The organism is Novipirellula methanifontis (assembly GCF_052161655.1).
Taxonomy (GTDB): domain Bacteria; phylum Planctomycetota; class Planctomycetia; order Pirellulales; family Pirellulaceae; genus Novipirellula.
The window spans coordinates 3,735,277-3,756,450 of the sequence record NZ_CP197418.1 but is presented as its reverse complement, the minus strand read 5'-3'; the positions used below and the strand labels follow the sequence as shown (position 1 = coordinate 3,756,450).

15 protein-coding genes are annotated in these 21,174 nt (G+C 53.3%); 8 read left to right on the top strand and 7 right to left on the bottom strand.

Features of this window, described 5'->3' with window-relative positions:
• Positions 1–23: 23 nt before the first annotated feature.
• From fliM to SH528x_RS13150, 3 genes are all read left to right on the top strand, one after another.
• Positions 24–1,121 (top strand): flagellar motor switch protein FliM, encoded by a 1,098-nt coding sequence (gene fliM, locus SH528x_RS13160; protein ID WP_442510981.1) that lies wholly within the window; start codon positions 24–26, stop codon positions 1,119–1,121.
• 82 nt (positions 1,122–1,203) lie between these two features.
• The gene (locus SH528x_RS13155) at positions 1,204–1,767 is read left to right on the top strand and encodes a Uma2 family endonuclease (RefSeq protein ID WP_442510980.1); all 564 of its coding nucleotides are present in this window, start codon (positions 1,204–1,206) and stop codon (positions 1,765–1,767) included.
• Positions 1,768–2,095: 328 nt separating this feature from the next.
• Positions 2,096–3,295, top strand: a complete 1,200-nt coding sequence (locus SH528x_RS13150) for a hypothetical protein (RefSeq protein ID WP_442510979.1) — start codon at positions 2,096–2,098, stop codon at positions 3,293–3,295.
• 81 nt (positions 3,296–3,376) lie between these two features.
• Here the strand turns inward: SH528x_RS13150 and SH528x_RS13145 are convergent, their stop codons facing one another.
• Positions 3,377–4,504: an EAL domain-containing protein gene (locus SH528x_RS13145; protein WP_442510978.1), complete on the bottom strand. Its 1,128-nt coding sequence runs from the start codon at positions 4,502–4,504 to the stop codon at positions 3,377–3,379.
• Positions 4,505–4,834: 330 nt separating this feature from the next.
• Here SH528x_RS13145 and SH528x_RS13140 point away from each other — a divergent pair, with 330 nt between their 5' ends.
• Together SH528x_RS13140 and SH528x_RS13135 are read left to right on the top strand one after the other, a co-directional pair.
• Positions 4,835–6,160 carry an AAA family ATPase gene (locus SH528x_RS13140; RefSeq protein ID WP_442510977.1) on the top strand — a complete coding sequence of 442 codons (1,326 nt, stop codon included), beginning with the start codon at positions 4,835–4,837 and terminating at the stop codon, positions 6,158–6,160.
• Positions 6,161–6,310: 150 nt separating this feature from the next.
• The gene (locus SH528x_RS13135) at positions 6,311–9,571 is read left to right on the top strand and encodes a protein kinase domain-containing protein (protein WP_442510976.1); all 3,261 of its coding nucleotides are present in this window, start codon (positions 6,311–6,313) and stop codon (positions 9,569–9,571) included.
• Positions 9,572–9,695: 124 nt separating this feature from the next.
• On the opposite strand, the gene SH528x_RS13130 is transcribed toward SH528x_RS13135, so the two are convergent.
• The gene (locus SH528x_RS13130; protein WP_442510975.1) at positions 9,696–10,265 is read right to left on the bottom strand and encodes a hypothetical protein; all 570 of its coding nucleotides are present in this window, start codon (positions 10,263–10,265) and stop codon (positions 9,696–9,698) included.
• Between the two features lie 144 nt (positions 10,266–10,409).
• On the opposite strand from SH528x_RS13130, the gene bioB reads away from it, so the two are divergent.
• Positions 10,410–11,453 (top strand): biotin synthase BioB, encoded by a 1,044-nt coding sequence (bioB, locus tag SH528x_RS13125; RefSeq protein WP_442510974.1) that lies wholly within the window; start codon positions 10,410–10,412, stop codon positions 11,451–11,453.
• A 154-nt stretch (positions 11,454–11,607) separates the two neighbouring features.
• On the opposite strand, the gene SH528x_RS13120 is transcribed toward bioB, so the two are convergent.
• A complete protein-coding gene (locus SH528x_RS13120) occupies positions 11,608–13,143 on the bottom strand; it encodes a sialate O-acetylesterase (protein WP_442510973.1) in 1,536 nt (511 codons plus the stop codon).
• Between the two features lie 499 nt (positions 13,144–13,642).
• Here SH528x_RS13120 and SH528x_RS13115 point away from each other — a divergent pair, with 499 nt between their 5' ends.
• Positions 13,643–14,533: a DUF2314 domain-containing protein gene (locus SH528x_RS13115; protein ID WP_442510972.1), complete on the top strand. Its 891-nt coding sequence runs from the start codon at positions 13,643–13,645 to the stop codon at positions 14,531–14,533.
• 167 nt (positions 14,534–14,700) lie between these two features.
• Here the strand turns inward: SH528x_RS13115 and SH528x_RS13110 are convergent, their stop codons facing one another.
• Complete coding sequence (locus SH528x_RS13110) at positions 14,701–15,309, bottom strand: response regulator transcription factor (RefSeq protein WP_442510971.1); 609 nt, start codon at positions 15,307–15,309, stop codon at positions 14,701–14,703.
• A 1,409-nt stretch (positions 15,310–16,718) separates the two neighbouring features.
• Between SH528x_RS13110 and SH528x_RS13105 the strand changes: the two genes are divergently transcribed.
• A complete protein-coding gene (locus SH528x_RS13105) occupies positions 16,719–17,894 on the top strand; it encodes a hypothetical protein (protein ID WP_442510970.1) in 1,176 nt (391 codons plus the stop codon).
• 177 nt (positions 17,895–18,071) lie between these two features.
• Here the strand turns inward: SH528x_RS13105 and SH528x_RS13100 are convergent, their stop codons facing one another.
• The 3 genes from SH528x_RS13100 to accC form a co-directional block, all read right to left on the bottom strand.
• The gene (locus tag SH528x_RS13100; RefSeq protein WP_442510969.1) at positions 18,072–18,860 is read right to left on the bottom strand and encodes a hypothetical protein; all 789 of its coding nucleotides are present in this window, start codon (positions 18,858–18,860) and stop codon (positions 18,072–18,074) included.
• Between the two features lie 424 nt (positions 18,861–19,284).
• Positions 19,285–19,806 (bottom strand): gamma carbonic anhydrase family protein, encoded by a 522-nt coding sequence (locus tag SH528x_RS13095; protein ID WP_442510968.1) that lies wholly within the window; start codon positions 19,804–19,806, stop codon positions 19,285–19,287.
• Between the two features lie 11 nt (positions 19,807–19,817).
• Positions 19,818–21,161 (bottom strand): acetyl-CoA carboxylase biotin carboxylase subunit, encoded by a 1,344-nt coding sequence (gene accC / locus SH528x_RS13090; RefSeq protein WP_442510967.1) that lies wholly within the window; start codon positions 21,159–21,161, stop codon positions 19,818–19,820.
• Positions 21,162–21,174 lie beyond the last annotated feature (13 nt).

The window sequence follows — 21,174 nt, the reverse complement described above, 5'->3', positions numbered from 1 at the left end:
CGCAAACAACAAGGACAAGGGATATGTCAGACGAATCGCTCAGCCAGAACCAAGTGGAAAGCTTGCTCAAGGCGATGGAAACGGTCGATAAACCGGAGCGGGATGCGACCGATTCGGATGCCGCCGGAGCAAAGCCGAGCGATGGATCGGCCGCATCACCACGCGGGAAAACATCCCACCAAAAAGTGTCGGGGCTACTGCCTGAGGGAACACGAGTCACCTCGTACGACTTCAAACGCCCCGAACGCGTTGGTAAAGACCAGATGCGGGCGATGCATTCACTGCACGAGACGCTTGCCCGGAACTATGGCGCGTCGATGTCCGGTTTGCTGCGGACGATGACCGAAGTCAAATTGCTAAGCGTCGATCAATTGACCTACAGCGAGTTCGTCTTCAGCTTGGATAACCCCAGCTGCTTCAGCGTGTTGAAACCAAGCCCGCTCGAAGGCCACTGGATCCTGGACGTCGCGCCGACGCTTTCGTACGCCGTGATCGACCGTATGCTGGGCGGCGACCCCAAGCCCGGCGAAGCCATTCGTCGCCCGCTGACCGAAATCGAAACTCGACTGATTCGCCGAATTGTCGATCTGTTTCTGACGCAACTAAAAGTCACCTGGGAAAACATCGTCGAGCTCGAATTCGAGGTCGACCGGATGGAGAGCAACCCACAGCTGGTGCAAATTGTTCCACCGAACGAGGTCATTATCTTGGTCGGATTCGAAGTCATGCTCGGCAAGAACCGCGGCATGATGAATCTGTGTATTCCTTTTAATACGATCGAAGGCTTCAATTCCCAGTTGTCGCGAAACGGCTGGGTCGGTTACGGCAAAGGAAAGCCAACGGAAAAATCACGCGAACGGATCTCCACCAGCATCGAAACGGCACCGGTCGACGTTGTCGTCACATTGGCAAGATCCAAGATTCGTACAGGCGACCTGCTGGAACTGTCGGTCGGTGATGTGATCACGACCGAAAAAGAAGTCAACTCGCCATTGGAGCTGTCGATCCAAGACGTACCCAAGTTCAACGCCCGCGCCGGTGCATTCAAAGGCAAAAAAGCGGTCCGCATCGAATCGATCCTCGAATCCAGACGCATCCCCCCGGACGAAGAACCGGAGTAGGCGACCAGAGTGTCGTGAATCGCTCCGCGATCCAACGTTCTGAATCTACCCACTCAATTACGAACAGGTAGAATTGAAGGGTATGAGTACTACACGCAAACTCGTATCGGTCTCAGTCGAAGACTACCTCGCCGGCGAATCCACTTCGGACGTCAAGTACGAATATGTAGACGGTCGTATCGATGCAATGGCGGGCGGGACTAATGCCCATAACCGTATCGCATCACGGATACTGATCGCGTTCGGTCGCCAACTCGATGCCTCACCCTGCGAAGCATTCAATTCGGATACAAAAATCCGTATCCAGAGAAACTCACGGACATACTTTTACTACCCCGATGTCTCAGTTATCTGCCAGTCGAATCCCGACAGCGACACATTCCAAGATCAACCGGTGGTGATCGTCGAAGTTGTATCCGAGAGTACTCGACGAGTGGATGAAGGCGAAAAACGCGAGCACTATTTATCGATCTCAACGCTCAGCACTTACATATTGCTAGAACAGGACCGGCGAGCGGCACGCGTTTACACTCGCGGTGCGGATGGCGAGTTCAGCGAATCGCTGTACGTGGAGCCTGATTCCACCCTCTTCATTCCCGCCATCGATGCTTCATTACGTTTCGCAGACATTTTTCCTGCTGAGTGAAGAGAGGTTTGGTAGGAAAATGGAGGTAGGAAGATTGAGAATTGAGAGCGGCGATGTTGCCAGCACAAAGCCCTCCAGACAGCGATAGCCAGTGACCGGTAAATCTTTCCATTTTCTTAACACCACCTTCCTAGCAAAGGTTTCCTCCCTGATGAACACGTCAAAGCCTGGGGGCATTAACCAGCGTCTGGGTGAATGCGCTCAGAACTACCGATCCACGTCGCTTTGGTTTCTTGGCTGACATTCGGCGGATGTACTCTGGCTATAATCATGCAGTCGAAAAACCATTGCCCTTGGCTGCTTGCAGCCCCCTCTCGGATTGGAATCCATGAATTTATACCGTGGTTACTGCTTACGCTTGCTACCTTGCCTCGCCATCGTGTTGCTGATTACCGCGGTCTCCGCGTCGGCGGAAACCGAAGATAAAGCCGCTATGGATCGGCAGCGACCGAAACTTCAGATCATTAACGCGAGTGATCAGACGGTCGAAATTTTTTGGCTCGAATCGGCAGACAAACGCGTTCCCAACGGTGTTCTAGAGCCAGGTGAAGATACCGTCATCACCACCACGCTTGGACACCAGTTCGCGATCGTCGGTCGCCAAGACAAAAACGAGCAAACGGTCACCAGTCAAACTCGGGTGCAAGGTATTCGTTTCGATCCTCGCAGCCAAGAAGGGGTGCCGTCGTTCTACTCGCAATCGATCAAAGCAAATGGTTTTCCGATCGTGGCCTCGGCAACGGTCAATCCGCATGCCCTTGATGAAGCCAAGTATTTGATCGAAAAGATGCTTGGCGAGCGTGCCGACGTGCTGCAGGCGATGACCGATAGTGGAGCCCGCTTGTGCATTATGGCTCATGACGAATTTACTACCGATCTTCCGGAGTTCGCTCGATTCGCTCGAGATGTCCACCCCGATTTTCCGCAACTCAATGCGAAAGACTACTGGGACGCGCGGGCGCGGGGTACGGGCGGTAGCGAAACGGATCCGTTTTGTTCGGTTGGGGAAGAGAATTTGTTAGCCTATCCAGGTGATCCCTATGCTGCCGAAAGCATTTTGATTCACGAACTTGCCCATTGCATTCATCTGCGAGGAATGGTCAATGTCGACCCCACTTTTGACGATCGATTAAAGCAAACTTTTAAGGAAGCGATGCAGCGGGGGCTTTGGAAAGGAAAATACGCGAGCGTGAATCGTTTCGAATATTTTGCCGAAGGCGTACAGTCATGGTTCGATGACAACCGCGTCAATGACCACGACCACAATCACGTTAATACACGTGTGGAATTGATTGAGTATGATCCCGGACTGGCAGCCATTTGCCGCGAGGTTTTCGGCGATTCGAAATTCAGCTACAGCAAACCGGCAACGCGATTGAGTGGACACCTTGCAGAGTACGATCCCGACAAAGCTCCGACTTTCAAGTGGCCTGAGCGGCTGACCCATGCCAAGCAAGCGATTCAGCAACATGCCCGCAACCGCGACGCGAAAGCCAATGCGAGCGAAGTCCCGCAAAACGCGAAGTAACGCTAGCCGAGCAAGTGGTTGTCAGTCAGATGAAACGCTACTTCCGCGGAGCAAAAGGCGTCACTTATCGACCGCTCATTCCTAAGCCGGTGAGGGACGGCCGTAGTAGTAACCCTGGCCTAACTGAAATCCTAGATCGATACACGCTTCTGACTCGCCTTCGGTTTCTACGCCTTCGGCGAGCGCCAAGATATCCAGATCGCAAACCATATTGACCAGGTTTGACAACATCTTGCGTCGACTGGAATTGGCGGTATCAATTCCTCGAATGAGTGAAATGTCGAATTTGACCACATAGGGCCTGGCTTCAACCAACTCGGCAAGCCGCGCTTGACCAGAGCCAAAATCGTCATAAGCAAGTCGAATATTCTGTTCGTCAAGCACTTCAACGAGATCGTCCATCACCGCTCGGTTGGTCACCGCAGACTCGTGAATTTCCAGGACAAGATTGGCGTTGCCCGCCATCTCGCGTGCTTTGACTAACGATTCGATCAAACCTTGGATGTCATCGATTTCTTTGGGGTGCGTGTTGACGAACAACATTGGACTTTCGGGAAAATCGCGTCCCACCCGAATTCCTTCCCAGCGAAGCAAACGACTCAGCTCGACTTCGAGACTCAACTGTTCTGCTGCTTGGAACATCGCGCCCACCGACTCAAGTCCAAACACGCTGCCGCGTCCGAGAATCTCGTGCCCGATCATCTCGTGCGTTTCGCTGCGTAGGTCAATGATCGCTTGGAAATGGGGTTTCACCAACCGCTCGGACATCAGACGATCGAACTGTACAAGTGCTAACGCTTGATCACAGATATTTTCAGCGATCGTACCGTTGGTCGCTCCCATTACCGATTGACGATAAACACGAAACGGAGCTTCGGCAAAATGGATTAAATCTTCTTCACTGATTCGAATGGTTTGGTTGGGTTCCACCCGTTTTCCGTTGACATAAGTCCCGTTGGTGCTGCCAAGGTCCGTCAACTGTAGAGCGCCATCGCGAATATTCAGCGAGGCATGACGACCGCTTACGGTACGAAATTGCAGACGCAGAGAGACCCCCGGTTTACGACCAATCACATACGGTTCGTCGTCAATCGGTAGGTGAATGATTGTTTCACCAGGCTGGGTCGGGCCCGACAGAAACCAAATATCTTCCATCAGCGCATTGCTGCGTCGAAGACGTTCGAGTGCCGAGTTTTCAATCGTTGCCATTAATCTTGTACGCTCAAGGGGCCATGTTTTGTGCGCAGCAGACCACTAGGGTAGCGGCGGTCCATCCGCGAGACGATGAAACTTACGACGCAATTAGCATGTCGTCACCGATGGAATGCAAATTTCCTACGTAAAAGTTCCAATTTGACAATACATGCTCGGATGCTCTTATTTGCGAGCTACGTTTGAAGGCAGCAATTCACCTTCGTGAACATGCGAACTAGGCCGAACCCATCATGCAGATCCGATGCATTTAGGGCACATGCCGCACAATCGACAACACCCATCCGTTCCACGCATCGTTCATTCATCAACACCGCTACTAACGTTATGACTGTACTCGCAAGCGACACACAATCTTTCGAACCCAGCATGCTGGGCGGACTATTGTCCGACGACACGTTCTGGCCAACCCAGCCTCGTGACCTGCACGAGACCGGGCTGAGCGCTGCCTATGTCGACGGATTGATGCTCAAAATCCTATTAGTCGGTGGAACCGTAAGCGGCCGCACTTCATCGGAACGAATTGGAATTCCATTCCGTGTCATCGAACCCATTCTGGATACGTTACGAACTCGCAAACTTGTGACGCACGTTCGCCCTGCTCCGTTTAATGACTATTACTACTCGCTAACCGAAGCGGGTCAGAAACAAGCCAACCAACAGATGGCACAGTGCAGCTACACCGGTGCAGCGCCGGTGCCGCTGTCGGATTATGTACTTAGTGTCGAGGCACAAGCGGCGGGATTGGATGCAATCGATCGCGAACAATTACGCACTGCGCTCAGCTCCATTTCGTACCAAAACGAATTGCTCGATCACCTTGGTCCTGCAGTGAACAGTAACACCGGCATGTTTTTGTTCGGGCCTCCGGGAAACGGCAAAACCACCATCGCCCGATGCTTGACACAATGTCTTGGCCAAGAAATCTGGATTCCCAACGCAATCCTTGACGATGGAAACCTTATCAAATTACAAGACGATGCATTTCACCGACCGGCACCTGTGCCGGAAATGGACGGCGACATACTGAAGGGCCAAGAGTGGGACAACCGATGGACGCGAATCCGTCGCCCTACCGTCGTCGTTGGCGGCGAATTGGTCATGGAAAATCTCGAAGTCAGGCACGACGCTCGATCGAACATTTGTGAAGCTCCGCTGCAGATGAAAAGCAACTGCGGTTGTTTGTTGATCGATGACTTTGGCCGACAACGCATCGCTCCCGAGGAATTACTTAATCGCTGGATTATCCCGTTGGAAAACAAATGCGATTACTTAACCCTACCGACTGGAAAAAAAGTACAGATCCCGTTCGAACAATTGATCATATTCTCAACAAACATCGACCCGAACTCGTTGGTCGACGAAGCATTTTTAAGACGTGTGCCTTACAAAATCTTTGTTTCTGATCCTAGTCGCGAAGAGTATCGCGAATTAATGAGTAGCGTGACGAAAACGTTGGGGTTCCCTGACACGCCACAGGCAGCAGACCACCTATTTAAGTTCTACGAGGACAGTGGCCGAAACATGCGACGCTGCCACCCTCGTGACTTGTTAACTCAGGTGGCCAATTTTTGCAAATACCGAAAACTGCCGATGACCTTGCAACCTGATTATCTGGACCACGCGTGCCGAAGTTACTTTAGCCAATTGTAATGAACGTTGACTCGAACCGATTCTCGCCACGGAATCTTTTTGCCTTAGTGTGACATTCTGCGATCGCAGCGGAGTTTCCACGACACCACTTGATTTCCACTCGACATTTGCCCCCCTTCCCTACGTTTCACAGTAGAAAGCCGTCTCGCGATGAAAGCGACAGACTCAAAAAAGATCAGCGCCGGCTATGAACCCATTGAAGGTTACGTGCTCGAAAAGCTCATCGGTCGCGGTGGGTTTGGTGAGGTATGGCGCGCCGATGCGCCCGGCGGGATTAAAAAAGCAGTCAAGTTCGTTTTCGGATCTCATGACCAACAACGTGCTGCACGCGAGCTGAAATCACTCGAACGCATCAAAGGAGTTAGCCATCCTTTTCTGTTGACGTTGGAGCGGTTTGGAATCGCCGACGATCAATTGGTGATCGTCACTGAATTGGCCGACGGTTCGCTCGAGGACGTGTTTCGTGAACAACGCGACCGTGGTTCATGTGGCATTCCACATGACAAATTGCTCGCTTATCTAAACGATACTGCCGACGCGCTCGATTATTTGCACGAGCGATACCAACTGCAGCACCTTGACATCAAACCGGCGAATCTGCTGATTGTCGGTGGACATGTCAAAGTGGCCGACTTTGGACTACTGAAAGATTTACGGGATGCGGACTGCAGTGTTGTCGGTGGCTTGACCCCCGTCTATGCTCCGCCGGAGGTCTTTGACGGCCGCCCCAGCATGCACAGCGACCAGTACTCGCTTGCGGTGATGTACCAAGAACTATTGACGGGAACTCGTCCGTTTAGCGGACGAACCATCGCTCAATTGGCGACACAGCACGTCCATAATGCTCCCGATCTAGAACCGCTGCCGCCAAGTGACCGTCCCGCTGTCGCCAAAGCACTAGAAAAAAACCCTGATCGTCGGTTCGAAAACTGCCGAGCGTTTGTTCATGCGTTGATGAACCCGCGTCGGCGTGTCACTCCTGTCCGCAATGCAGCGGGCGAATTGTCTCACGATGACACCGCTGAGGGCATTCCGCTTGGGGTTGGGTCGCGAACAGCCGCAACACAAGATTTGCCAGCACTCGACAATGGCGAGATCAAACGTGATTCGCGTGCCGTCAACGACGTGCTGGTGGTTGCACTCGGTGGTACCGGCGCAGACGTATTGCGTGAGATCCGCAGTCGCATTGCCAGCATGCATTCGGCATGCCCCATTCGGTTGCACTCATTGCTGATTGACACCGATGAAAAGACGCTCGGCATTGCTCGCATTAGCAATTCGACCGAATCGTTACCTCCTACCGAGATCGTAGCGATTCCTCTTCGTTCGCCGAATGAGTACCGACAATCACTTTCGATCAAGCGGCTCGGTACCGTTTCACGGCGTTGGATCTACAACGTGCCTCGTAGTCTTTCCACCGAAGGAATGCGACCGCTTGGCCGATTGGCACTCGTTGACAACGGTGTCAAAGTAAAAACAGCGATTGGACAGGTCGTCAAAGATCTAACAAACACTCGCAGTGATGAAATTCCCTCGATTTACGTCGTCGGTTCGCTCAGCGGCGGAACCGGCAGCGGTATTTACTTGGATGTCGTTCATTTGCTGAGGCATTACCTCGACGTCAATCAATTCGAACAAGCCAAGATCCTCTCGATGTTGGCGATGAAGGGACTGACACGCGGCCAATCCGTATCGTTGGCCCACCATGATGCCCAAGCCGCGTTGATGGAGATGCGGCATTACTTGCATCCAGAAAATGGCTACCCCGGAGATGAAGGCGCCGGTTGGCCAAGCGTTCCCGCCGCACGGACGCCGTTAAAACACACTTACGTTATCGCAAGCAATGAGACGGATCCGAATGCGCCACGGCCTGTCAACGTGATTAGCGACTACCTTTGGTCGGACTCAACCGGCGCAGGCGACTTGTTAGCCGAAGCACGCTCTTGTGATACTGATTCGCCAGACGTCTCGATCAACAAACCCCAATTGCGGTCAGTCGGGATTGTCCCGCTCGGGGTGGTTCGCCGACCGGAAGAAAAAATATTGACTCCAGCAACAGTGCAACATTTATTGCTCCGTTGGTTGGGACATCCGGGGAATGCCAAACAGAACGCAGATGCGTTGGCCCAACGGTTCATGCGTCGCACCGGTTTTTCACGCAAAAGCATTGTCGACATCATCATGGAACCGCTCGGAACGAGCACGCACGAACGCTACCATCACTTGCAAAAACAAATCGACCTCAAAGCCCGTGAACAAGGAAACATGGTCACCAACGGTGACGCCGACACATTGGCAACCCAATGGGCCAACGAGATCGCGAACGCATCCAATGCAACCGCTTACGTCGACCAATTGACCAGCGTCTTGACAAAAGAATTGTTCAATCGACTTTCGCATCGCAGCACTGACATTGCGACCGCAGTGGCAGCAATGCAAAGGTTTCATGGCCAGACAGTCGCCGTTGCGAACGCACTGCAATCCGAAGCGGAAACGGAGATCGAAAAAATCCAATCCGTAGCACACCGCAGCGAATCGCCGCTCAGCGTGTCGGTCGCAGAGGCAAAGATCCTACCCGAGTTGCTGAAGAATTCAGCTGAACAGGTCAATATTTTTGCGGCGCGAATCGATGACATGATTCTTCGGTTGAACGATCTTGCGACCACGTTTGCGGTGACCATCTCGGAAATCGCTGATGGGCGAGGTGCGACGTTGAACCCGTGGGACGATATGCCTGAAGAAATCTCGTCGCAATTCGAAAGCATCGTCGCTGAACTACACACCTCAGCAGTAAACTCGATGCTGATTCGGCCACTTGTCGCAGGCGTGATTCCGATGGATGCCGTTCAGGTCAAGGCACGGCTCACCGAAACGGTCTCGCCGCTGGTGGGCCGCGCCCTAGCGACAAGCAGTTCCTCGTCGGTTTCGGTTGATGCGTCCACATCCGTGAACCTTGACGTCACTGCGGTGCTGCCAAACCAGGGCGACGCACTAAAAGCCAACGACACAGTAACGGTTTCGGCTGACATCGGTCACCCGATTCCTCGATCCCACGAGACTCGCCCCGAACAGGCAGTCACCTCGATGGCAACCGCGTTGCAGTTCGCACGTCCTTCGCTTTTGGATTGCGGCGGGGTTCAGCGTTTGATACTTGCCGTCGGAACTCATTCAGAACAAGTTCGCTTGGAAGCAGAACTGCGCCAATTTCACACGGGTGCTCTGACGACGACTCTGATTCCTGGGACGACGGCAAAATTGATTCACGAAGCTCAGCAAATTGATTTGAACGACGTGATCTCGCGGTTGTCGACTCTAAACGCTAGCAACGTACAAGTCAGCGGCCGGTTGATGACACGATCGGACATCGATTGGCGAAAAACAGAGCCGCGTGCTCAAGTCGCCGCGTACTAGGTCGATGGTCCCATTCTGTGGGCCGAACGCGCTAGCGTCAGGCCGCTGCACGGTAAAACGTTGGCAAAATAAGGCCCGCGGCTAGCGCCGTCGGCTCACGAGAACCGACGGAATGGGGTGGCGGTTATTTGACCGCACAGGCCGCTTTGACGGCACAGCCGGAACACCCCGTGCCGCAGCCACCTCCTTCGCTTGTGCCACACCCTGGGCCACACCCCTCGCCGAGCAGCTTGGCGAAGTGGCGGGTCCGCACGATCGACTCGTATCGCTCGCTGACGTCTTTGGTGATCGCCTCGGCGGTCTCGTCGACGTCGCCCAAAAAGTGCATCACCAGCGATCCCCCGTCAAAAACTTGGTCGACATCCAACAACACTGCTGCAGAGCCGGATTCGGCCAACGAGACGCGACAGGCCTCGACGGCTTCGCGTTTATGCCGCTCGAGTCTTCGAATCAGCAGCTCGTCCTCATGCGTTGTAGGGCGAATTAGCCGGACAATAGGCATTTTCTCGATCGAATCGAGGTTGCCGCGAGCCATCGAGCGAGCCTCGCCGAGGATCGTGCCCAATTCGACTCCTCGGCTCGTTCGCACGATCACTCGCGTCCCATACGAAAAATCGAATGGCACGCCGGACGCATTTGCTTGGCCGACGAAAATATCGCCGAGAACGCCAATTCTTACGTAATAATGGCTCATTGGGAAAAACACGCTGTAGACGACTTGCCGATTTGGCTCGGCACGTTCACCATGTTGGGATTCTCATGGTTCAAATTGACTGAGAAACGAAACAATACACGTCGAACGTGCGAAGAGCGACTCGAGAGAATAAGGCAGAATAACATGACGGCCAGTCCTGAAGCGACCGCAACGCCAACCGAAACGCAAATCAATGCGAATCGATACCAAAAGCTTGCAGAAAGCGTACTTGCGGGCGAATCGATTTCTCGCGAAGACGCCCTCTCTATCTTAACCGCCCCCGATGTCGACGTACTGCCGATTCTGTCGGCGGGCTATCAAATCCGCCACCGCTACTTTGGCCGTACCGTCCAGTTGTACTTCTTGATGAATGCCAAAAGCGGCCTTTGTCCCGAAGATTGCCACTATTGCAGCCAATCGAAAATCTCGACCGCCCCGGTTCCAAAATACAATATTTTGAAGCGGGATGACTTGATGAAAGCCGCTGAGATTGCGGCCAACCAAGGTGCCAAGACTTATTGCCTGGTGATTTCAGCTCGTGGGCCGAACGAGCGAGAAATGTCCGCAGTCGAACAAATCGTGCCCGAGATCAAACAAAAATACGGGCTCGATATTTGTGCTTGCCTGGGACTACTCAATCGCGACCAAGCCGACCGGCTGAAAGCGTGCGGGGTCGACCGAGTCAACCATAATTTGAACACCAGCGAAGAGCACTACGCCGACATCTGCACCACGCACACCTACGCCGACCGCGTCCAAACCCTCAAGCACGTTCGTGACGCAGGAATGGAAATGTGCAGTGGCGGGATTATTGGTATGGGTGAATCCCCCGAAGATGTCGTCTCGATGGCGTTTGATCTTCGCGACCTTGGCGTTCACTCGATTCCACTGAACTTCCTGAATGCAATCGAGGGCACTCCGTTGCAAGGAAACTTGGATCTGAACGCGAACCAGTGCTTGAAGGCGCTGGCGATGTTCCGCTTCGTCAATCCTGATCGTGAATTACGAATTTCGGGCGGGCGAGAACTGCATCTGCGATCGCTGCAACCGCTAGGACTGTATGTCGCAAACAGCATGTTTGTGGGTGACTATCTGACGACCAAAGGACAAGCCCCGCAAGCCGATTACGACATGATCACCGATCTCGGCTTCGAAGTCACTCAGAACGTCGAACCGGTGAGTGCGTAACCGCCCCGTGGTTGCAGCCCCATAGTCGCACGGCTTTCCAAGCCGTCAGCGCAAATCGTGTTCGAGCTCGCCCAGTAAGCGAGCTCGAATATTGAGCAGACGCCGACCTCGTACCACGTGAGTCCGACGTTTTCGCATCGGCTTACTTCACGAGCTACTTCACGACGCCTTCGGTTTTGCCTTTCCAATCGTCGGTGCGAAACGGCGTCAACGCCAACCCTTCGCGGCTTTGCACGTTGCAAACGGGGTTATCCGCCCACGCGTAACGAACCGCAACTGGATTTTCGACGCTATCTGCCCATACCTCGATCGTTTCTTTACCAACGACCTTGGCCTTTGCGAAGACGAACTTTTGGTCGGCACCGGCAATGCTAAAACCGATCGCATCGTTGACGTCAAACGTATCTAGCCCGCCGCCCACATGATCAAACTTTAGCGTCACGCGGTCGTCCTTGACCTGCATTGCATCGGGCGTGCCTCGGTAGGTCGGACTTTGATAGGGAATTTCGTAGCCGTAGTCCTTGGCCAAGGCCCAGCGAGCTAGACGCGTGCCCACGCCCTGTTTGTTTTTGGGATGGATATCGTTTGCTTCACCAAGATTCAAGATCACCGCTTCGCCGGTGTTCGGCAATCGCGACATCGTCATCGTTTGTGCCTCGCGTAATTCGGCCCAATCACTATCGACGGGCGCGTCGACTTCGTTTTTAAAGTCAGCAAGTTGGACCCAATAGAAAGGAAAGTCGCCTTGTTGCCATTCATCACGCCAACTTTGAATCATCAGCGGAAACAGATCGCGATACTGGTACGCTCGGCCTGCGTTAGATTCACCTTGGTACCAAATCACGCCACGCATGGTGTAGCCAATCGTTGGTTTGAGGACGCCATTGTAAATGTTCGAGGGACGATGATTCCCGGTCAATTCGTTGCGTGGTGCTCGCGGCGGGTTGCCTTTTTTAGTCTTTGCCCATTCAGCGTGCCGCTCTTTCCATTTGGCCATCGCCGCTTCGTGATCGTAGGTTGCTGCGGTGTGGTCCCATTTCTCGAGCAACTCGGTGTATTTACCATACTTCTCCAAAACTTTTCGCGAAACCCATGCTTCGGCGGAGGACCCACCCCACGCGTCGTCGATTAAACCGATGGGAATATTGAGCGTTTGATGCAACTGGCGACCAAAGAAATAACCGGCGGCTGAAAAATCTTTCACCGTTTGCGGAGTGCATGCAGTCCAGTGGCCGTTGAAATCAGTTTGCGGCTCTTGCGTGCCGACTTGTGGAACCGAGATCAAGCGAATGTTGGGATAGTTTGCTGCGAGTGATTCAAGGTCAGCATCATTCGAACTGCCGACCGACATTCCCATGTTGGATTGGCCCGAGCAGATCCAAACTTCGCCAATCAAAACATCTTTGAACGATTTCGCCTCATCCGCCGTGATTTTCATTTCGTGCGGTCCGCCTGCGGGCAACGCATCGACAAAGACGTCAAAGCGACCGGAGTCGTCGGCAGTAGCCGAAGCCGAATGGCCGGCCAATTCGACCGCGACGTCGTGCCCCGCAGAAGTCCAGCCCCAAACATGGATCGGTTTGTCGCGTTGAAGCACCATCGAATCACCAAAGATCGATGACATTTTTAGTTCTGCATGCGCCGTCGACGCAAGCAGCAAGGTGAGGACAGATAACAATCGAAAACGCATGAATGAAACTCTCGGTGGGGTTGGGGTGGGACGCATACAGTGGAATTGAAACGCCAATGATAATCAAAATCATTTCCCTTGGGGGTGGTTTGAGGTGCAGAAATCCGCAGTGCCTTCGCACCTAAGCATGTCAATCTGAGTCACTCCACATAATGATCTGAGCCGACGGCGCTAGTCGCGGGCCCGTGTATATTGAAGGAAACATGCCCGCGGCTAGTGCCGTCAGCTCACAAAAGGGTCGACGTTTCACCGGAATCAATACCGAACGCCCTGCTTCGAGGACGAGCCGCACTACGTCACCAGATCGAAACTCAAGTCCAGCGGAGCGTCCAACGCCAGGTCACAAAATCCCAAAAATGAGCATCGCTCTTATGCAACGCCCCCCACACAGAGGACACCGCTGCTAGTCTATTGAGTCGGCAGCGTCGTTGCCGATTTGTCTCAGCAGGACGCTGAGGAACATTCGTACTGGAAGCCCTGCGAACGAGGTACTGCAATCGTGGCCCAAGTTTATTTGACCGCTGACAACGATCCTGAAATGCGTACTGCGAACGAGCGAGCCCGCCGCACGTTTCGCTTCTTTTGGCGAGAGCTCTCTTGGGAACGACGCCGCATTATTCCGGGGCTCGACCTAGCATGCGTGAAAGTTCCTTTTACGGATCCTCCGGAATTACAGGCTGCAGAGAATAGCGAAGGGGTCGAACAGATGTGGCTCGGCGACGTTGATTTCGATGGCCAAAAAGTCTCGGGAACGCTGCTGAACTCACCCAATTGGCTAAAGTCAATCTCCGAAGGCGACGAAGCCAAATTCCCTGGAAAAGCACTCTCGGATTGGATGTACGTCTTAAACGGCCGTGTTTACGGCGCGTTCACTGTCCAGGTTCTTCGTGCCAAGATGAGTGCCAAAGAACGCAAACAACATGACGACGCCTGGGGGTTTGATTTTGGCGACCCCGAAAACATCCATGTCGTGCCGCCCGAGTGGTTTACCGACAAACAATCCGAACCATCGCCTTCGCCAGAGAAATCTAAAGGTGGTTTCCTCGGAAAGCTTCTTGGCCGATCAGCGAAACAGACTCCAGCGTCGTTACCGCCAGCGGACCCTAAGTTGGTTTCGTCAATGGAACACCCGATGGCGGCAAACATGGCCGATTCGCTCACCGAGTATCTTCAGCAGAATCCCGAAAACGTTCACGCTACCGACGATCGTGGATGGACGATGCTGCACCAGCAAGCGTTGGCCGGCACCGCCATTGGCGTTTCAATACTGTTAAAGCACGGCGCAGACCCCAAAGCGGTCACTCCAAACGGTGCTTCTGCACTGCAGCTCGCCAAATCATTGGGCTGGAAACAAGTCGTTGATGTTCTCGCGGCCCATGGGGCCACCTGATCAACGTCTGTAAGTGCGACTTGAGAAATGACGCAGGTTGAAAAAAAGTAGCTACGTTCGCCAGAACGTGGTCTACCGCGATCGTGACGGTAGCGACATTAAAGAACAGAGCCGCCACAGACAGGGAGCCAATCGGCGATTGGTATAGAGAAACCGCCTGAAAGAACTTAGCTGGTGTGGGCAAGCACCCATATTTGCACCAATTCGGCTACCGATTGGACGTTCATCTTCTTTAAGATTGTGGAGCGTCGTTTTTCGATCGTCCGCAAACCGCAATCCAATCGCGCCGCGATGACTTTGTTCGCTAGGCCTTCGATTAGCAGCTTGGCGACGTCAATCTCTTTGTCGTCTAAGGTCGCGACAAGTCGCTTGGCTTCATCCAATTGCGTATTCTTCTGCAGATTCTCTTGTTCTAGCTGAACGGCCTCTTCGATCCCCTTTCGCAACTCCGCTTGCCCACACGGTTTTTCAATCAACGTGATCGCTCCACCGCGGATCGCTCGGACCGTCGAGGGGACGTCCGCAAATCCGGTGACCATCACAATCGGGATCGTGATCTCCATCTCACGAAGTCGTTCAATTAACTCGACTCCATTCATGCCAGGCATCTTCTTGTCGGTAACCACGCAAGCGGGACGCTTGCCGTTGTACCTCGAGATAAAGTCCTCGGCAGACTCGTACGATTCCACAGCCAAGTTCATCGAACGGACCAGCTCTACCACGACTTGGCGAGAGTCCTTGTCGTCGTCAACGATGTGAATAGTAGGAAGAGACATTAGAATCGGTTCACGGAAATTGCGGGATAAAGACTCGATAGCATGCATTACAAAAAACTTCTCGGCCGATGACAATAGATCATACTTTACTACCCAAGATCGCGTCAAACTGGACAACTCGCCGCATTTTTTAATGCAAAAAGTTGTAACTTGCGACCTCGTTCGCATCGCATCGATCCGTTGTCGTGTCCGTCCTAACGCGTGAAAACGCCGTTAGCGGCCCAAAAATGCATCTCAAACTTGGCGTGTATTTCCGCAGAGCAGTCGTTTTCAACCGCGGACACGTCGATGGAGCGGGGCGGCTACACTAGATGGCTGTCTCACTGAAAGCGAATCGTCACTGGCGAGCGACTCAGATAGAGACACCCTTCATTACTGAGTGATATTCAATAAGAATCAAGTGAACGACTGGAGAACATACGCACGTTTTCCGAACAACAATGTCTTGAAATAGAACGATGCCTGCACAGGCTTCGCATTCGCGTAGTCGCACCCGCTATTCTATGAGTCAAACTCGCTAGCTGGGGGGACGCCAGAGCTGCAGGCTGCCAGTCGGCCAAACGTTGACAAACTCAGGCCCGCAGCTGGCACTAAAACACATATGTCCCGTCCGGTTTCTGAGCGGATGGAAGTTCAGGATTTTCGCATGGGCACGAGAACCGGAGTTGCGATTTCGCAACCCGATCCTCGTGCCGAAGCAATCATCGTGAGGATCTGTGTGAACCCTCACATTCTTGCCGCTCGCTATTGCTTTCGCCTTGTTCTGGCCACCTGTTGCTACGTCGATTTAGCAATCATGGTGCAAAAACTGCGGGTACCAAGCGTGGTTTGCGGCAAAATTGCCGCTGGGATGAAACCCAGAATTAGGATCATTCGAACACGCAGTCAGGTTGCCCCAACCTGACTGAACGTGTTCGAATGAACTTCCTATGCGAAATTCTCCCCACACTACTGATCTTGTAAATCAACTTCTCAACCAGGGGGGTGACCCCCTAAATAAGGTGTGGTTTACAAAAATTCAGAAGCAGGATTGATGCCCCATTTCGCAACGGTCCGCGATGATAGAGATAAGCCATCGTCTTGACTATTAAGAGTATCGGACAGACTTAATAATCATGCAGGTTTCCTTCGGATGTTTGCGGCAAGCCGCAAAATTGGCCTAAGAGATCGCTTACATTAGCGGACTTTTGCGACGTCGACTTATTATGTGCGAAGGGTTGTAATGCAAGAAATTCGGAAGAACGCAACGATTGCAATTTCAATATCGAGCTCGTGATAATTGCTTCCCTGACGACAAGACCCTGCTACAGAGCCAGAGCATCCCTATCCTGCGGAAGTACACCTCGTCACTTCATTCGCACGAAAGAACAAAACCGCCTGCAAACCAATCCAACTTGGAACACGATACTGTGCCAACGCCTCCATCGAATCCCATACAGGTCGTGTCAGATTTCTATTTTCAGAATCTGTTTGAAAATTCGATGGACGCCGTTGTCGTGCTGCAACTTCAACCCGCAATAACATTGTTCACGGCGAATCAACGCGCGCGACAATGGTTTGATTGGCCTGCGGATTCCCAGAGCCCTGAGTTTGCCAAACAAATCCTCCACGTGACCGGACTGAGCGACGAAGCAAGACAGTTAGCATCCGTCGACGAGGTTGCGGCAATTGAGTCGGCGTCGCGAACGCACCTTTGCCAAGCAGGCGTTGTTGAGTGGACACCCTTTCAAAATGACAATGTGTTGTACGTTTTGATTGCGCTCAAACTCGATGGCCGCTCGACGGGGTCCGAGTCGTCACAGAAAACTGCGACAACAGATCACCTCGGCCAATCGATGAACTCGATGGCGGTCGCGTATTGGCTCAAGACGTTTATTCACCAAGTCAGCCAACCGCTACATGTGAACCAAAACACGGCCGACATTATTCAAATCGAAGCAGAGCAAAATCTTATCGATTCGCAAACCATTCGGCCGCGTCTGGAACGAATGCAATTTGCCGGAAACCTGCTTCGCGAGTGTCTGTCCGATTTGCGAAAACAGCTTCAGTTGATGTCGATTGAATTCTCGAAGATCAACCTTCACAACCAATTGACTCAGCTTGCAAACCAGTTTGAAAACTTGAATTCGATATCACTGAAGTTACAGTTTCAAAATCTTGACCAGAATTGCCAAGTGCACGGCGATGCATCGCTGCTGGATGAAGCCATTCGCAACGGGCTGAATCTCGTATCGCAGTCGATGCGGCTAGGCGATCAAGCAACCGTCGATAGCGGTACACAGACCGCCGAGCTGCAATTGATTGCCGAAAACAGCGACGGTCAAGTTCACATCAAAATCAGTCCGACGGGCGACAACTCGCTCGCCTACCTCGATGTGCCGATCATGAAACAAGCACACTCTCAGCTGATTTCCACCGCTACTTGGGGTGTTTGCGAATCGATTGTCGAGATGCATCACGGCGAACTTCGCCATGTGGTGAATGAAAAATCCGATCTAATCCAAATCCGTTTACCGGAAGCATCAGAATCAACGAGCCAGCCCAACCTGAATGTGACACTGCACAAGGCGTGGGCGATTGAATAAGTAACGGGCAGAAAATCACTGTCGAATTTCGACGCAGCTGCCGTCACTGAACGGGGTACACCCACGCTCTGGCGAGCGTAGTGACAACAGTCATAAGTTCGCTCGCTCCCTAAAGTCAGGATCGGAATCCAACGAATTGGCTATCGGTTGGTTCCAACACAGCGAGCGACGCGCGGACTACCGACTTGGTGCTTCCGTCGGAACGCGGTTTGAAGCTTCGTCTAGCTCTGGCAAGGGAATTGACTCGATATCTGAATCCGAGCTATCAGCCGCACGATCTTCGGACGTTGTGCTTTCCGGAACCGCTTGCACAGTGGGACCGTCGAGCGGGCCGATCGAAACGACAGTGGATCCGTCCGGGAGGACCATTCCAGGACGTAGGTCCGACGATGATGGATCGACACGTCCTACAGAGTACGGCGGTTCGGCAACGGGTTGGTGTTGGAATTCGCTGCTGTAACCCGGCACACCATATTGCGGTTCAATCGCAGTCCCGTACGGGTAAGTAGATCCACCGTACGCAGGCGCGGTGTCGTAGCTAAAACCGGGATACGCCGAGCCGTAGTAAGTCGACCCGCGATAAATCGGTGAGTAACCCGTTGCCGGGTAGCGATAGGAATCGCTCAATCCACCATAACCGAGGCTGCCATAGCCAAACCCGCTGTGACCGTAAGGGTAGCCGCCACCGATCGAAATACTAAAGCCGCTGCCCGAATAAAGATTGCCGCCGTAAAAGCCGCCGCCACCGTAACCATAGCCGCCACCAAAGTGGTTGTGTCCACTGTGACCATAGTGGCCCCCGCCGTAATGACCTCCCCCGTGATGCCCGGAGTGATTCCCGCCACCGTGATGCCCACCTCCGTGATTCCCACCTCCATGGTGTTGGGCCATTAGCGACGACTGTCCAATAATCAAGCCGGCAATGGCCATCCCTAGAACGACACGACGCAGATCAGAAAATAACATCGGACACGACTCCTACGCGAGGTTTTCGCGATACAAACGAAGGCACGCTGACGAGATCGCAAGTAGGCGATACTGCGAGTTTAGAGACACATCTCTAAAACCATTCCAATCGCCGTCAACGGGGCGCAATTCAACCACTTCTATCCTAGAACATGGCTAAGGAATGGCAAATGAATTAAGCAATTTCCACGCCAGCAAATGACGGCATTTACATTCAGTAGCTACGCTCGCCAGAGCGTGGATCGTTGGCGTTCAAGTCGAATTACCACCTTCTGGCGAAGGTAGCTACCAGAAAATGCTTCGCAGCGTTGCGATTGCGCGATGGTGCCGGTTGGATGACGACGAAACCGTGGCTAGCGCCAAAACGGCAAACTAAATCAGCAGTCTTACGACTCCACCGAAACTCTTGGCGAGTTTCGCTACCTTAGTCGCGGGCGTCTTTGTAAACGCTGGCTGAATGGACGTAGTGCTTGGCAGTTTCGATCAACCGCCTGGCTTGCTCGTCGCTGACGTCGGCAATCACCTTGGCAGGCACGCCCACCGCCAATTTCCCCGCAGGAATCACGGTGCCCTCGGTGACAACCGCCCCTGCACCGATGATCGCACCGGCGCCGATTTTGGCTCGACTGAGCACGACGGCGCGAATACCAATCAGGGCACCGTCTTCGACAACCGCACCATGAACGACCGCAGAATGTCCGACCGTGACATCGTCACCGATGACGCACGGCGAACCATGGTCAGTGTGCAGCAGCGACAAATCTTGAATGTTGGTTCGTTTGCCGATTTTGACAAACTCGGTGTCTCCTCGAACGACCGAGCCGAACCAAACGCTCGAGGATTCTCCGATCGTCACGTCGCCACAGATCGTAACGTTATCAGCGACAAACGCCGACGCATCGATCTTCTCGGGACGAAATTCGGGATCGATTCGGCGGTCTGACATTACGTCCCTGCTTACTTCAAAAATTCGCGTTCGACAAACTTGGTGTCGTGGCGACCTTCAAGAAACTCGGGGTGTTGCAAGACCTTGTCGTGGAACGACGCCGTCGTGCAGATGCCTTCGACCTGCATTTCCCGCAGTGCTCGTCGCATCGTTGCGATCGCCTCGGCACGTGTGGGTCGATGGACGATCAGTTTCCCAATCATCGAATCGTAATATGGCGGAACGGTGTAGCCCGCAAAGACATGCGAATCAAACCGCACGCCCATACCGCCCGGCACAAACATCTTGTCGATGCGTCCGGGGTTGGGCTGAAAATTCTTTTCCGGATCTTCGGCATTGATCCGGCATTCGATCGCCGCGCCTTGGCATTTCACGTCTTCTTGGACAAATGAAAGTTTTTCGCCAGCCGCGACACGAATCTGTTCTTTGATCAAATCGATCCCGGTGATCATTTCGGTGACGGGATGTTCGACTTGAATTCGAGCGTTGACTTCGATGAAGTAGAAATTGTTTTCCGCATCAACGATGAATTCGACCGTTGCCGCATTGGTGTAATCGGCACCTCGAATCATTCGCACTGCGGCTTCACAGATTTCAATTCGCCGATCTGCGGGAAGACTTGGACTCGGTGCCTCTTCGATCAGCTTTTGATGACGACGCTGGACACTACAGTCACGCTCGAACAGATGGCAAACGTTACCGTGCGAGTCGGCGATCACTTGCACTTCGACGTGGCGTGGTGAACCGACATAACGCTCGAGGTAGACGCCGCCGTTTCCGAACGCCGCTTCCGCTTCGGTGCGTGCTTGGGAAACCGCGGTTGCCAACGACTGCTCGTTCTCGGCAACTCGCATGCCTTTACCGCCACCGCCGGCAGTCGCTTTGATCAAAACAGGAAAGCCAATTTTCTTAGCGACTTCGATCGCTTCGGCATTGTCGTTGATCAACCCGTCACTGCCGGGCACGACAGGAACGTTGTTAGCGATTGCCATCGCACGAGCGGTGTTCTTGTCGCCCAACTTTTCCATCGCCTGCGGGCTGGGACCGATAAACTCGAACCCACTGGACCGGCAGACTTCGTTGAAGTGAGCGTTTTCCGCCAGGAAACCGTAACCGGGGTGAATCGCGTCCACTCCGGCCACTTCGGCTGCCGCGATGATTTGGTCGATTTTCAAATAGCTGTCGCTACTGCGTGGCTTGCCAACGCAATAGGCTTCGTCCGCTAATTTAACATGCATCGAGTCGGCATCGGCTTGGCTATACACCGCCACCGAACCGATACCCATTTCACGACAGGCACGGATGACGCGCAGCGCAATCTCGCCACGATTGGCAATCAGGATCTTTTTAATCACAGAGTCGTCTACG

Coding starts and splice junctions, on each gene's coding strand:
- bioB (WP_442510974.1), top strand. CDS start 10,410: ATGACGGCCAGTCCTGAAGCGACCGCAACGCCAACCGAAACGCAAATC.
- SH528x_RS13120 (WP_442510973.1), bottom strand. CDS start 13,143: ATGCGTTTTCGATTGTTATCTGTCCTCACCTTGCTGCTTGCGTCGACG.
- SH528x_RS13140 (WP_442510977.1), top strand. CDS start 4,835: ATGACTGTACTCGCAAGCGACACACAATCTTTCGAACCCAGCATGCTG.
- SH528x_RS13155 (WP_442510980.1), top strand. CDS start 1,204: ATGAGTACTACACGCAAACTCGTATCGGTCTCAGTCGAAGACTACCTC.
- SH528x_RS13095 (WP_442510968.1), bottom strand. CDS start 19,806: ATGTCAGACCGCCGAATCGATCCCGAATTTCGTCCCGAGAAGATCGAT.
- SH528x_RS13135 (WP_442510976.1), top strand. CDS start 6,311: ATGAAAGCGACAGACTCAAAAAAGATCAGCGCCGGCTATGAACCCATT.
- SH528x_RS13130 (WP_442510975.1), bottom strand. CDS start 10,265: ATGAGCCATTATTACGTAAGAATTGGCGTTCTCGGCGATATTTTCGTC.
- fliM (WP_442510981.1), top strand. CDS start 24: ATGTCAGACGAATCGCTCAGCCAGAACCAAGTGGAAAGCTTGCTCAAG.
- SH528x_RS13150 (WP_442510979.1), top strand. CDS start 2,096: ATGAATTTATACCGTGGTTACTGCTTACGCTTGCTACCTTGCCTCGCC.
- SH528x_RS13145 (WP_442510978.1), bottom strand. CDS start 4,504: ATGGCAACGATTGAAAACTCGGCACTCGAACGTCTTCGACGCAGCAAT.
- SH528x_RS13110 (WP_442510971.1), bottom strand. CDS start 15,309: ATGTCTCTTCCTACTATTCACATCGTTGACGACGACAAGGACTCTCGC.
- SH528x_RS13100 (WP_442510969.1), bottom strand. CDS start 18,860: ATGTTATTTTCTGATCTGCGTCGTGTCGTTCTAGGGATGGCCATTGCC.